The following is a 13,134-nucleotide window of genomic DNA, read 5'->3' as shown; positions in this document are numbered from 1 at the left end:
TAGATCAGCGTGCCCGGCGCCGTTCTGCCGTTGGCTGGAAAGCCATACGGGAGTGGTACTTGCAATAAGGGCTGGATTCGCAGGATTCACTGCCGCAGAAGTGGAAATCTTCGTTCAGCGGATCGCCGATCGGCCACTTGCAGGTGCGTTCGCTCAGCTGCAACAGGGTGAGGCGGCGCGAAATAGGCACCACCACATCCGAAGCCGGCTTGATGACGGTCTCGGTCACCACTTCAGCAGCATATTCCATCTGCAGCGCCGTTGCGCCGACCGTCTTGGTAACGGTTGCCGTGCGCATCGTCGTCGTATGGGTGGTATGCGTGCTGCCGCCCGTATGCTGCGTCACAGGACGCGGCGCTGCTGCAACCGTATTCACTTTCTTGCTGCGTGGAGCAGCGGTCGTCGTCTTACCGCGACCTGAAAGCTTCAGACGGTGCACTTTGCCGATCACTGCATTGCGGCTGACGCCGCCAAGCTGTGCAGCGATCTGGCTTGCGCTCAAGCCTTCGCTCCACAGTTTCTTCAGTAGTTCAACGCGTTCGTCTGTCCAGTTCATCGCCCTGGGCTCCAATCATTTTCGTTATCCGGAATCCACCAGTGTTCCCGGATTGCTCCAGGCGCAAACACCATATCTATCCGGGTGACTAGGTCCGCCGCACGAAATGTAGCTTTTTTCTTTAAAGAGAAACTACATTACCGGATGACTCCATGACAAGGGATAGCCCTGTCAGGCAGATTCCATTTTTAGGGTTTTCCCCAACTTGGGTGGCAAAGACGGTTTTTCTTTGGTCCTGTGGTGCATTTTTGAACACCTGGGAGAGAGAAGCCGCCGCACGAACCCTGTCGTGGAAACTGGGCACTATATATAGGGCGTGCGACGGTCGCGCTACCCCGCTTGCCGAATTGTTGCGGAAAGTCTGATATGCCCATCATGCAAGGCTTGGGCAAAGCTTAGGCAAAGCTCAGACGTGCGGACATAAAATGCATGAACTCATGCGCAAAGATGAGCGACAATCCGGGCTTAGTTTGATTGACATTTTTTTCGCGAGCGCCAATATACGCCCATGAATAATTGTGCCGCCCGGTGGGCGGCTTTTTATTTCGGCAGGCTTTTCACGCGCGAGGCGCATGATCCACCTGCTGCAATCCTGTGATGACCGGCCGGAGAGAGGGTCGCGTTATCGCTCAAAATGGCAAAGGCTGACAGTCCGTTTTCCTCGGATATGCAGCATTTAGAAGGGCTTATGGAGGCCTGATTGCAATGACCGACGCTACGACCGTGCAACCGCTTTACGACACCTATAATCGTGCGGCTCTGCGCTTCGAGCGAGGTGAGGGCATCTGGCTGATCACCGAAACCGGCGAGCGCTATCTCGATTTTGCGGCTGGCATCGCGGTGAACTCCCTTGGCCATTCGCATCCACATCTGGTCGAAGCCTTGAAAAATCAGGCTGAAAAGCTGTGGCATCTGTCCAATCTTTATGAAGTTCCCGGACAGGAAAAGCTCGGCCAGCGTCTGGTCGACAACACATTTGCCGACAAGGTTTTCTTCACCAATTCCGGCGCGGAAGCGCTTGAATGCGCGATCAAGACCGCGCGTCGCTATCATTTCGCGAACGGCCATCCGGAGCGTTTCCGGATCATCACCTTTGAAGGCGCGTTCCATGGCCGCACGCTTGCGACCATCGCTGCCGGTGGTCAGGCCAAGTATCTCGAAGGTTTCGGCCCGAAGGTCGAAGGCTTCGATCAGGTGCCGTTCGGCGACGAGGCTGCCTTGCGCGCTGCTATTACCGATGAAACCGCCGGTATTCTGCTTGAGCCCGTGCAGGGCGAGGGCGGTCTGCGTGGTTTCCCGGAAGAATTCATGCGCCTTATCCGTCAGATCTGTGACGACAAGGGCCTGCTTTTGATCCTCGACGAAGTCCAGACCGGCGTTGGCCGTACCGGCAAGCTGTTTGCCCATGAATGGTCAGGCGTCACGCCGGACATCATGGCTGTGGCCAAGGGTATTGGCGGCGGTTTCCCGGTTGGCGCCTGCCTTGCGACGGCTGAAGCCGCCAAGGGCATGGTTGCCGGTGTGCATGGCACGACCTATGGCGGCAATCCGCTTGCCATGGCTGTCGGCAATGCCGTGCTGGACGTCGTGCTGTCTGACGGTTTCCTGGAAAATGTTCAGGCCACCGCGCTTGTCATGAAGCAGGGCCTTGCCTCGATCATCGACCGGTTCCCGAATGTGGTTTCCGAAGTTCGCGGTCGCGGTCTTCTGATGGGCATCAAGTGCGTTGTTCCGAACACCACGCTCATTCAGGCGCTGCGTGACGAGCATTTCCTGAGCGTTGGCGCTGGCGACAATGTCGTCCGTCTGCTGCCGCCGCTGGTCACGACGCCGGAAGAAGCCCGTGAGGCGCTGAACCGCATCGAAATGGCCGTGGAACGGCTTTCCGTCGCAAATCCGATCAGCAAGACGGCGTAATCATGGCTCAGGATAACGGTATCAAGCACTTCCTCGATCTGTCTTCCGTCCCGGGAAGCGAATTGCGCTCCATCCTTGAGGATGCAAAGGTGCGCAAGGCGCGCCTGAAGGCGGGCGAGATTGAAAAGCCATTTGCCGGCAAGGTGCTGGCGATGATTTTCGAAAAGCCGTCGACACGCACCCGCGTGTCGTTCGATGTCGGCATGCGCCAGCTCGGCGGTGAAACGCTGATGCTCACGGGCTCGGAAATGCAGCTCGGCCGCAGCGAGACCATCGCCGATACGGCGAAGGTCCTGTCGCGCTATGTGGATGCGATCATGATCCGCACCACATCGCATGACCGCATGCTGGAACTGGCCGAATATGCGACCGTTCCGGTCATTAATGCATTGACCGACGACACCCACCCTTGTCAGATCATGGCCGACGTTCTTACATATGAGGAACATCGCGGCTCGATCAAAGGCAAAACCTTTGCCTGGATGGGGGACGGCAACAACGTCCTGCATTCGCTTGTGGAAGCCGCGGCGCGGTTTGACTTCAACGTCAATATCGCGACGCCGGAAGGCAGCGAGCCAAACCAGCACTTTATTGACTGGGCCAGGGCGCACGGTGCGGACATCATGTCCACGACAGACCCGGAGAAAGCGGCAAGCGGTGTGGATTGCATCGTGACCGACACCTGGGTTTCGATGGGACAGGAAGACCGCGCCCGTGGACACAATGTGTTCATGCCCTATCAGGTCAATGCGAGGCTGATGGCGCAAGCTGATCCGAAGGCGCTCTTCATGCATTGCCTGCCTGCGCATCGCGGGGAGGAAGTGACCAACGAAGTGATCGACGGGCCGCAATCGGTCGTGTTCGACGAAGCCGAAAACAGGCTCCACGCCCAGAAGGCCATTCTGGCCTGGTGCCTGCAAGGCGCGTGATTGGAGTTTTCTGTGGCTGAGGATACCAGCAACATTCATATCGAAGCCGAAAACGGCCAGTCGGGTCCCAAGCTCGATCTGGGTGATTTCGGCTTTGCAGGCGACAATGCGGTCGTGCCCTTCCAGGTGGAAGGGCTTGATGTGCGCGGTCGCGCGGTTCAGCTTGGCACGAGCATCGACGCCATTCTGAAACGGCATAAATATCCCGAGGAAGTGGCCCGCCTGCTGGCTGAGGCGACGGTTCTGACCGTTTTGCTCGGCACTTCGCTCAAATTCGAAGGCAAGTTCATCTTCCAGACCCAGTCCGACGGTCCGGTGGACATGCTGGTGGTGGATTTCAGCACGCCGCATGCTGTGCGCGCCTATGCGCGTTTTGATGATGAGCGTCTGAAAGACGCCATTGCCGCTGGCAAGACAGAGCCGGAAGAGCTGCTCGGTCGCGGCACGCTGGCCTTCACGGTGGATCAGGGCGCCTATATGCAGCGCTATCAGGGCATCGTGGCGCTTGACGGCTCGACGCTGGAAGAAATCGCGACGACTTATTTCCGCCAGTCGGAACAGATCCCGACCGATCTGAAGCTCAGCGTCGCCAAGCTGGTCGAACGGGGTGCCGATGGCAAGCTCGTCGAACAATGGCGCGCTGGCGGACTGATCATCCAGTTCCTGCCGGAATCGGAACTGCGCGCGCGCATTCCCGATCTGCCGGGCGGGGACGGCGACGACAATGAAGCCGTGCATCATCCGGTGGATGACGCCTGGGATGAGGCGCGGTCGCTGGTTGGAACCATCGAAAGCTCGGAACTGACCGATCCGACGATTGGCTCTGAGCGGCTGCTCTATCGCCTGTTCCATGAACGCGGCGTGCGCGTTTTCAACGCCATCAAGGTGGTGGATGAATGCTCCTGCTCGCGTGAGAAAATCCAGGGTGTTCTCGCTGGTTTCACCGCCGAGGAAATTCAGGACAGCATCGAGAACGGCAAGGTTTCGGTGACCTGCGAATTCTGCTCAACGAGCTACGAGTTCGATCCCGCGCTGTTTGCGAAGTAATAAATGAGAATAATGAAAAGCCGGGGCGGTTCAGGAGAGCCGCCCCGGCTTTTTTACGTCTTGTGGTGCAGTTGCGGCTCGGCTTGGCTTAATTCAGCGTGCGGCGCTGCTCGGGCACATCCAGCGAGAAAGCCGGAATATCCACTTCGAATGTGTTGCCGGTCGGGTTTTGCATCTGATAACGGCCAACCATCACGCCGGACGATGTGGTCAGCGGGCAGCCAGACGAATACTGGAACGAGTCACCCGGATCGAGAACGGGCTGTTCGCCCACGACACCGGCTCCGCGCACTTCCTCGACGCGGCCATTGGCGTCGGTAATCTGCCAGTAGCGCGAGCGCAGCTGCACCGTGTCGGACGAATTATTGGCGATTGTAATGCGATAGCCCCAGACATAGCGATTGTCTTCGGGAGCCGACTCTTCTTCCAGATAAAACGGCTCAACCGTTATTTCGATCCCCTGCGTCACCGCCCTATACATCGCATCCGCCTTTATCATGTGCCTGATGTCCACCTATCGCCAAAGTTGCGTTGGAGGTCAACGCGAAGCGGTAATCTGGACAGGGTCAGCGAGGTAGATTTTCTGCGTTTGGATCGTTCTTGCGGGGGATTGCAGCGAAAAGGTCACATTTTTTAAGACGAAACACCGTCTTTTGCATGATCCCGAGATGCTTCAGGATGAAAATGGACAGAAATCGAGCTGATTATCCGGCCCGATTCCATTGAGCCGGATAATCACTTGTCTGTATTTAGCGAACCGCTGCCTTCAGCGCTTCTTCGACGTCTTCCATGAGATCGTCGGTATCTTCAAGGCCGACCGAAATGCGCAGCACGCCATCGGAAATGCCCAGCTCGGCCTTGGCCTCATCGCTGAGGTTCTTGTGCGTCGTGGTGGCCGGATGGGTGATCAGGCTCTTGGCGTCACCCAGATTGTTGGAGATGCTGAACACCTGCAGCGCATTTTCGAACTTGAACGCGGCTTCCTTGCCGCCTTCCAGTTCCAGCGCAATCAGGGTCGAACCGCCGGTCATCTGCTTGGCGATGATATCCGCCTGCGGATGGTCGGCGCGGCCCGGATAGATGACGCGCTTGACGCCCGGCTTGCCTGCGAGAACATCGGCAACGGCAGCCGCCGACTGCGTCATCTGGCGCACGCGCACGGACAGCGTTTCCAGACCCTTCAGCATGATCCATGCATTGAACGGGCTCATACCGGGACCGGTGTGGCGATAATAGTCCTGAAGCGTGTTCTCGACCCATTCGCGGTCCGACAGCACGATGCCGCCAAGGCAGCGGCCCTGACCGTCAATATGCTTGGTGGTCGAATAGACGACGATATGCGCGCCAAGCTCCAGCGGCTTCTGGTAAAGCGGGGTCGCGAAGACATTGTCGACGATGAGCTTCGCACCGGCTTCATTGGCCACCTGGGCCACGGCGGCGATGTCGATGATTTCGAGCGTCGGGTTCGACGGGCTTTCGAGGAACATCACCTTGGTGTTCGGGCGAACGGCGGCTTTCCAGTTTGCGATATCCGAGCCGTCGACGATCGAGATTTCCACGCCATAGCGCGGCAGCAGGGTCTCGACGATATAACGACACGAGCCGAATACGGCGCGCGCGGAAATCACATGATCACCCGCCTGCACCTGACACAGAATGGCGGCGGCGACAGCAGCCATGCCGGAAGCCGTGGCACGGCCTTCCTCGGCGCCTTCCAGTGCGCACATGCGCTTTTCGAACATGTCCGTGGTGGGGTTGGCATAACGCGAATAGATGAAACCCGGATTTTCGCCCTTGAAGCGCGCTTCGGCGGCTTCGGCATCGGGGTAGAGGAAACCCTGCGTGAGGAACATCGCTTCCGACATTTCGGCGAAACCGGAGCGGAGCGAACCGGCATGCACGAGCTGTGTCGCGGGGCGGAACTTGCGGGTAGTCTCAGTCGTCATTTTTCCAACCTGTCAAAAGCTGGTCGGCCGGGACGCCCAAAAGCGTTTAGTGGCATCTCGGCGGCCAATAAAAAACCGGCCCAAAAGGCCGGTAACGAACCGCGGCCCTTTTTAGCGAATTCTTTAACGTGGCTGCAAGCCGGCCGGCCAAATCACCACGGAACACATTTTCCTTATGCCTGTTGTGCAAGGTCGTCAATGCTAGAAGAACCAGATTCGCGGAAAAGCCTGCCTCGTTGGTTTGCAATTGAGTTCGATTCCTGCGGAAAACCCCGTTTCTCCGGGCGCGAAGGGTTGGCATCGGGCCTTTGAGTGGTCAAAGGTCTTTTGAAGAATTGCTCAGACTATGGAGTACGAGGTCGATGGCGCAAAGAGATGCGGGAATTCTGGCGGATGCGGATATCGGTGCGCTGTTCGAAAGCGGTTTGCTGGCTTCGCCGCGCCCATTGGATGCCGACCAGATCCAGCCTGCGAGCCTCGATCTTCGCCTTGGCGCAAAGGCCTATCGCGTGCGCGCCTCCTTCATGCCGGGTCCGGGCACGCCGGTCATCGACAAACTCGAGCGCCTCAAGCTGCATGAGATCGACCTGACCGCAGGCGCGGTTCTCGAAACCGGCTGCGTCTATATCGTGCCGTTGTTGGAAAGCCTTTCGCTGTCGCCGGAACTGTCGGCTTCCGCCAATCCGAAAAGCTCGACCGGTCGTCTCGATATCTTCACCCGCGTGATTGTTGATGGCGCGCAGGAATTCGACAAGGTGCCTGCCGGTTACAAGGGGCCGCTTTATCTGGAAGTCAGCCCGCGCACCTTCCCGATTGTTGCGCGCACCGGTTCGCGCCTGTCGCAGATCCGCTTCCGCAAGGGCCGTGCCCAGCTGGATGAGGCGGAACTCGCCGCGCTGCACGATTCCGAGATGCTGGTGGCTGCTGAAATGCCGAATATTTCCGGCGGTGGCATTGCGCTCTCCGTCGATCTTTCCGGTGGTCCGGACAGGCTGATCGGCTATCGCGGCAAGCATCACACGGCCGTTGTCGATGTGGACAAGCGCGCCGCCAATGATGTGCTCGATTTCTGGGAGCCGATCTATGATCGCGGCGCACGCGAACTGGTGCTCGACCCGGATGAATTCTATATCCTCGTCTCGCGTGAAGCCGTGCATGTGCCGCCGCTCTACGCCGCAGAGATGACGCCTTTCGATCCGCTGGTCGGTGAGTTCCGCGTTCATTATGCGGGCTTCTTCGATCCGGGCTTCGGCCATAGTGCTGCTGGCGGCACGGGCAGCCGCGCGGTTCTCGAAGTGCGCAGCCATGAAGTGCCGTTCATTCTGGAACATGGCCAGATCGTCGGTCGCCTTGTCTATGAGCATATGCTGAACCGCCCGAAGGCGCTTTACGGCACCGATCTTGGTTCCAACTATCAGGCGCAGCAGTTGAAGCTTTCCAAGCATTTTCGTTGACGGCACGAGTAACTCCGCGCAGATATGTGACAAGGGCGGAGGAGAGCGACTGACGTGGCAAACGGAACGGGATTGGATACAAGCCGAAGGCCGGATTTACAAAACGCGCAAGGCGAAGCTCAGCCACGCAGGCTGTCGGTTGGCATTGTCGCGCTGCCGGGTTTTACGCTGACGGCGCTGAGCCTGTTCCTCGATCCCTTCCGTCTGGCTGCCGATGATCGTGACAAGAGCCGCCAGATCCGTTGCGCCTGGAAAATCTGTACGCTGTCCGGCGATCCGGTTGCGTCCAGCTCCGGCATGGTGATCGAGCCGACGGCTCCCATCGGCGAACTCGACGAATGCGATTATGTCGCCGTCGTCGGTGGGGTGCTTGCCCAGTATCGGCCACGCCAGCAGGCATTGATCGATCTCATCAAGCGCGCCGACAAGCGCGGCAAGACCGTTGTGGGGCTTTGCACCGCCGCTTTCCTGCTTGCCGAGGGCAGCCTGCTCGAAGACCGCAATTGCTGTGTGAACTGGTTCCACCGCGACGATTTTCTCGACCTGTTCGACGGCTATACCGCCGACACGACCAGCCTTTTCCACCGCAGCGGACGGCACTATACCTGCGCGGGCGGACTGGGAGCGGCGTCGCTGGCTCTCTCGATCATCCAGAACGAGATTTCCGAAGAATTGGCGCGCAAGAGTGCGTCGATCCTGATGATCCCTTACGAGCTGGTTCGTTCCGAACAGCCCGCGCTCAGCTTCAACGGCGTGCGCTCGCCGATGATCCGCAAGGCCATCCGCATTTTCGAGGAAACGCTGGAAGACCCGGTGCCGATGATCGATGTGGCGCGCAGGCTTGGCATCTCGGTGCGGCAAATGGAGCGCGGCTTCCGGCTGGCGCTGGAACGCACGGCCTTCGAAGTGCGCGAAGAATTGCGCGTCAAGAAGGCAAAGGAACTGCTGGCCGAAACAGGATTGTCGCTTCTGGAAGTGGCCGTCGCCAGCGGCTTTACCGATACGCGCAGCATGAACCGGTCCTTCTCGCGCCAGAAGCAGAAGGCTCCACGCGATTATCGTAAGCAAAGATAGAGCCTGTTCCAAAAGTCGCCCTGTGTGGCTGCAAATGGCAATTTTCTACGTTCCGGTGCTCACCTACCTTTAAGTACGCTGCGCTCTGGTACTCGAAAATCACCATTTTTTCGCACACATGCCGCTTTTTGATTCAGGCTCTCTAGGTTCAGACGCTGAAAACTTGCGGATGTCATCATCACAGCCTATGTCTTGCGCGATGAATCTGTCCGCATGGCGGCAATCGAGACGCAGGAGAGTTGCATGTCTGATGGTGTAAACCGTTTTCTTGGCGATACGCCTGCTCGCATCATTGTCAAGCTGGTGCTGATCTCGCTGGTGGTCGGCGTTGTCATGAGCGCGTTCCACTGGACGCCCTATGACATTCTGTGGGGCATTCGCGATTTCTTCCTGCGCCTGTGGAATATGGGCTTCTCCGCTGTTGCCCGTTTTGCGGATTATCTCATTTTGGGCGCAGCCGTTGTCATCCCTGCCTTTATTTTGCTCCGTATCCTCAGCTATCGCAAATAGCAGATATTGGCAGCAGGTTAGGAGCATTTCCAGCAAAAGTGCGAAGCGGTTTTGCGTTGGACAATGCGGCAAATAAAGACATTCGGACGATGCAGCAAAAACAAGGATTTATGCTTTCCCGGCGTGGCTTTCTGGTGCTGGCCGGGGGTGCGGTTTCGCTCTCCGCCTTGCCGTTCGGTGCGGCGGAAGCGGCGACGAATGTGGTGAGCGCCGGCGATCCCACCGGGCTTTTCAACGCCATCCGCAAGTCACATGGCCTTTCGATGATGGCGACCGACTCCAAGCTGGAACAGGCTGCGCTTTATCAAGCAAAGCGCATGGCAAGCTATGGCAAGATCGGCCACAGCGTGGGCTGGGGCAATGGGTTCGTTGCGCGGTTGCGTCAGGCGGGCATTCGCGGGCCAGCGGCTGAAAACGTCGCATCCGGCCAGTCGAGCACCGAGGCGGTATTCGATGCCTGGATGAAATCGCCCGGCCATCGCAAGAATATGCTCGATCCCACATTCAGCCATTACGGCCTTGCCTGGGCAACGCCGGAAAACAAGCCCAATCGGATTTATTGGGCGATGATGCTGGGCCTCTGACACTGCAGTGCAGCTCGTGATTTCTCCTGACAGATAGCTGTCAGGAGCTGCGACAATCTATTGGCCGAATTTTCTGTAGTTTCGAGCGATTCCAGAGTAGACGTTCTCGAACAACAGGCATGAATTCGGGGACAGTTGACTATGGATCAGTCGCAGCGCGTTGGAAGCGTTACGAGGCCGTTCGATGTGACGCATCGCATGGTCATGCTGATCGCTATTCCCATGACACTTGCCGCCGTCACGACGCCGCTTCTGGGCCTCGTCGATATGGGCGTGGTCGGCCAAGTGGGCAAGGCCGAGCTGATCGGCGGATTGGCCATCGGCGCGCTGGTCTTCGACTTCCTGCTATCCATGTTCAATTTCCTGCGCTCCGGCACCACCGGTCTGGTGGCGCAGGCCATGGGTGCTGAAGACGCCGTCGAAGAACAGGCGATCTTCTGGCGCGCCATCATCATCGCTGTCGCAGCTGGCGTGCTGATGATCCTGACACTGCCGCTGACACTGGCGGCGGCCTCGAGCTTCATGCATCCGACAAGCGCAACCCAGGAAGCCATGGCGACCTATGTGTCGATCCGTATGCTGGCGGCCCCGGTTGCTCTCATCAATTACTCCGTTCTGGGGCTGGTGCTCGGGCGCGGGCATGGGTTGCTCGGCCTTGGCCTTCAGGTTCTGCTCAACGGCATCAACATTGTGCTGTGCATTGTTCTCGGTCTGGAACTCGGCTGGGGTGTGACGGGCGTGGCATGGGCCACGGTCACCGGCGAAACGGTCGCGGCGGTTGTCGGCCTTTTTCTGGTGGTCCGGCATTTCCGCAAGGACGCAACCAAGCGCCCGAGCCGCCAGCGCATTTTCCAGAAGGAAGGCATTGTGCGCATGTTCGCGGTCAATCGCGATATCATGATCCGCTCCTTCCTGCTTTTGACGGCTTTTGCCTTCTTCACACGGGCGGGTTCCGATCTCGGACCGGTGACGCTTGCGGCCAATGCCGTGCTGATGAATTTCTTCCTCGTGGCAGGCTTTTTCCTGGATGGCATGGCCGCCGCCGCCGAACAGATTGTCGGGCGGTCCATTGGCGCGCGCTATAGCCCGGCCTTTGTGCGCGGCGCGAAGCTGACCTTTGTCTGGGGGCTGGTGATGGCGAGCATCATCGCCTTCGCGCTTCTGGTTTTCGGTGACCCAATCATCGGCCTCTTGTCCAAAGCCGAGGATGTGCATGCCGAGGCGCTCAAATATCTGCCATGGGCCGCACTGACCGGTATGACCGGGCTGCTCGCCTTCCATATGGACGGTGTCTATATTGGGGCCACATGGTCGCGCGACATGCGCAACATGATGTTCCTGTCGCTGGCTTTCTTCATGGCCGTGCTTTATGCGGCAAAGCCCGCGATGGGCAATCACGGGCTTTGGCTGGCGCTCAATCTGTTCCTGTCGGTACGCGGCATCACGCTTCTGGCGATGCTGCCGCGCCGTTACAGGCTGGAATTCACGAGATAATCAGGCGGGCAACTGACGCGCTGCCCAGTCTTTTGTGTCGCGGTCGCGCAGCTCGGTGATATTGGCAACGCCTTCGCGTTTGACCGCTGCCGACAGCCCGCGCAGGATATCACTTGGCAAGCCGGGGCCGCGATAGATGAGCCCCGTATAAAGCTGCACCAGATCTGCTCCGGCCTTGATCTTGGTCAGGGCAGTTTCAGCGCTGTCGATGCCGCCAACGCCGATCAGCGGCATGTCGGGGCCGACGCGCTCACGCATGCGGGCCAGCACTACGGTTGACCGTTCGAACAACGGCGCACCGGAAAGTCCGCCGGTTTCATCACGGTTTTCGGCGTTTTTCAGCCCCGTGCGCGACAGGGTCGTGTTGGAAACGATGATCCCGTCCAGCTTCTGCTCGGTGGCCTCGGCGGCAATATCGTCCAGTTCCTCATCGGCCAGATCAGGTGCGATTTTGAGGAAGACCGGACGCTTCAGCGTGCACATGCTGCCTTCTTCGTTACGCGCTTCCAGCACGCGGCTCAAAAGCTCGCGCAAACTGTCGCGCGCCTGAAGATTGCGCAGGCCCGGCGTGTTGGGCGAAGAAATATTGACGGTGAAATAGCGCGCCAGCTGGTAGAACCGGCGAATGCCCGCCACGTAATCGGCGATGCGATCTTCCGCATCCTTGTTGGCGCCGATATTGACACCGACAATGCCGCTCTTGCCTGCGCGCTGCGACAGGCGCTTGAAAGCGGCCTCGTGGCCTTCATTGTTGAAGCCGAGGCGATTGATGACGGCCTTGTCATCCACGAGGCGGAAAATGCGCGGACGCGGATTGCCGCTTTGCGGGCGCGGCGTGATGGTGCCGATTTCGGTGAAGCCGAAGCCGAGCTTCAAAAGCGCATCCGGCACTTCGGCATTCTTGTCATAGCCGGCGGCCATGCCGAGCGGATTGGGAAACTGCAATCCCGCAACCTTCACGGACAATGCGGGGTCGCTCGGCGCGTTGCAGCTTACGAGCCCGGTCTTGAGCCCGGCAATGGACAGGCCATGCGCCTGTTCGGCGTCGAAAGAGAAGAGGGCGCGTCGGCCGAGAGTTTCAAAAAGTCCGCTCATTCGTCTTTCAGCTCCGGGAAAATATGAAGTCCGTCATTATCGAGTGGCAGAGGCTCGACAGTCACGACCGCATCAAGCGGAAGGTCCGCATAGAGATGAGGAAAAAGCGCGCCGCCGCGCGAGGCCTCATATTTAAGGTTTTCACCAAGACGGGTCGCGTCCACGCTCACAAGAACCAAGTTGTTCTGGTGCGCAAAATGCTTAGCTGCCGTTTCGCGCACCTGTGTTGCAGTAGAGAAATGGATATAGCCATCGGCAATATCAACCGGCGCGCCCGTAAAGCTTCCCGCCTTTTCCGCTTGCGCCCAGAGTTCGCGCGGGGCGATCTTGTAGATGATCTTGTTGGTCATGGCTGCTCTCTAGACCGAAATTGTCAGGAAATCAAAGACCCAAAGCATTTCCAGCAAAAGTGCGAAGCGTCTACATGGGGAAATCAGTCCACTGGACTGATTTCTGATCCCGCTTCGATGCGCGGGATAATGCGTAAAAGCAAACACCTGAAACGGTTTGCATGATTTCGTTCTTAAT

General features: G+C 58.5%; 13 protein-coding genes and 1 riboswitch. Of the genes, 8 read left to right on the top strand and 5 right to left on the bottom strand.

Annotated features, from left to right (window positions below):
* Positions 1–4 precede the first annotated feature (4 nt).
* Positions 5–556, bottom strand: a complete 552-nt coding sequence (locus FHW00_RS10950; protein WP_078337909.1) for a GcrA family cell cycle regulator — start codon at positions 554–556, stop codon at positions 5–7.
* Between the two features lie 705 nt (positions 557–1,261).
* On the opposite strand from FHW00_RS10950, the gene FHW00_RS10945 reads away from it, so the two are divergent.
* The 3 genes from FHW00_RS10945 to FHW00_RS10935 are packed head-to-tail and all read left to right on the top strand — an operon-like array spanning position 1,262 to position 4,449.
* Positions 1,262–2,473: an aspartate aminotransferase family protein gene (locus FHW00_RS10945; RefSeq protein ID WP_078337910.1), complete on the top strand. Its 1,212-nt coding sequence runs from the start codon at positions 1,262–1,264 to the stop codon at positions 2,471–2,473.
* A gap of 2 nt (positions 2,474–2,475) precedes the next feature.
* A complete protein-coding gene (gene argF, locus FHW00_RS10940; RefSeq protein ID WP_078337911.1) occupies positions 2,476–3,402 on the top strand; it encodes an ornithine carbamoyltransferase in 927 nt (308 codons plus the stop codon).
* A 12-nt stretch (positions 3,403–3,414) separates the two neighbouring features.
* The gene (locus FHW00_RS10935) at positions 3,415–4,449 is read left to right on the top strand and encodes an Hsp33 family molecular chaperone (protein ID WP_078338111.1); all 1,035 of its coding nucleotides are present in this window, start codon (positions 3,415–3,417) and stop codon (positions 4,447–4,449) included.
* Positions 4,450–4,537: 88 nt separating this feature from the next.
* Here FHW00_RS10935 and apaG read toward each other — a convergent pair whose 3' ends face one another.
* Together apaG and FHW00_RS10925 are read right to left on the bottom strand one after the other, a co-directional pair.
* A complete protein-coding gene (gene apaG, locus FHW00_RS10930) occupies positions 4,538–4,930 on the bottom strand; it encodes a Co2+/Mg2+ efflux protein ApaG (RefSeq protein WP_078337912.1) in 393 nt (130 codons plus the stop codon).
* Positions 4,931–5,198: 268 nt separating this feature from the next.
* A complete protein-coding gene (locus FHW00_RS10925) occupies positions 5,199–6,395 on the bottom strand; it encodes an O-succinylhomoserine sulfhydrylase (protein WP_078337913.1) in 1,197 nt (398 codons plus the stop codon).
* Positions 6,396–6,484: 89 nt separating this feature from the next.
* Positions 6,485–6,564, bottom strand: a riboswitch (SAM riboswitch).
* A gap of 193 nt (positions 6,565–6,757) precedes the next feature.
* Between FHW00_RS10925 and FHW00_RS10920 the strand changes: the two genes are divergently transcribed.
* The 5 genes from FHW00_RS10920 (at position 6,758) to FHW00_RS10900 (ending at position 11,511) form a co-directional block, all read left to right on the top strand.
* Positions 6,758–7,849 carry a 2'-deoxycytidine 5'-triphosphate deaminase gene (locus FHW00_RS10920; RefSeq protein ID WP_078337914.1) on the top strand — a complete coding sequence of 364 codons (1,092 nt, stop codon included), beginning with the start codon at positions 6,758–6,760 and terminating at the stop codon, positions 7,847–7,849.
* 72 nt (positions 7,850–7,921) lie between these two features.
* Entirely contained in the window at positions 7,922–8,923 is a 1,002-nt protein-coding gene (locus FHW00_RS10915; RefSeq protein WP_078337915.1) for a GlxA family transcriptional regulator, read from the top strand.
* Between the two features lie 243 nt (positions 8,924–9,166).
* Entirely contained in the window at positions 9,167–9,433 is a 267-nt protein-coding gene (locus FHW00_RS10910; protein ID WP_078338112.1) for a DUF6460 domain-containing protein, read from the top strand.
* 89 nt (positions 9,434–9,522) lie between these two features.
* A complete protein-coding gene (locus FHW00_RS10905) occupies positions 9,523–10,017 on the top strand; it encodes a CAP domain-containing protein (RefSeq protein ID WP_078338113.1) in 495 nt (164 codons plus the stop codon).
* 141 nt (positions 10,018–10,158) lie between these two features.
* Positions 10,159–11,511 carry an MATE family efflux transporter gene (locus tag FHW00_RS10900; protein ID WP_078337916.1) on the top strand — a complete coding sequence of 451 codons (1,353 nt, stop codon included), beginning with the start codon at positions 10,159–10,161 and terminating at the stop codon, positions 11,509–11,511.
* Here FHW00_RS10900 and FHW00_RS10895 read toward each other — a convergent pair whose 3' ends face one another.
* Both FHW00_RS10895 and FHW00_RS10890 read right to left on the bottom strand, forming a co-directional pair.
* Complete coding sequence (locus FHW00_RS10895) at positions 11,512–12,606, bottom strand: quinone-dependent dihydroorotate dehydrogenase (RefSeq protein ID WP_078337917.1); 1,095 nt, start codon at positions 12,604–12,606, stop codon at positions 11,512–11,514.
* Complete coding sequence (locus tag FHW00_RS10890) at positions 12,603–12,956, bottom strand: DUF952 domain-containing protein (RefSeq protein ID WP_078337918.1); 354 nt, start codon at positions 12,954–12,956, stop codon at positions 12,603–12,605. Before FHW00_RS10890 ends, FHW00_RS10895 begins: the two co-directional genes overlap by 4 nt.
* Between the last annotated feature and the right edge of the window lie 178 nt (positions 12,957–13,134).

It is taken from the genome of Ochrobactrum sp. P6BSIII (assembly GCF_014138065.1).
Lineage (GTDB): Bacteria > Pseudomonadota > Alphaproteobacteria > Rhizobiales > Rhizobiaceae > Brucella.
Note: the sequence above shows the minus strand (reverse complement) of the source record. Positions and strands in the feature narration are given on the sequence as shown.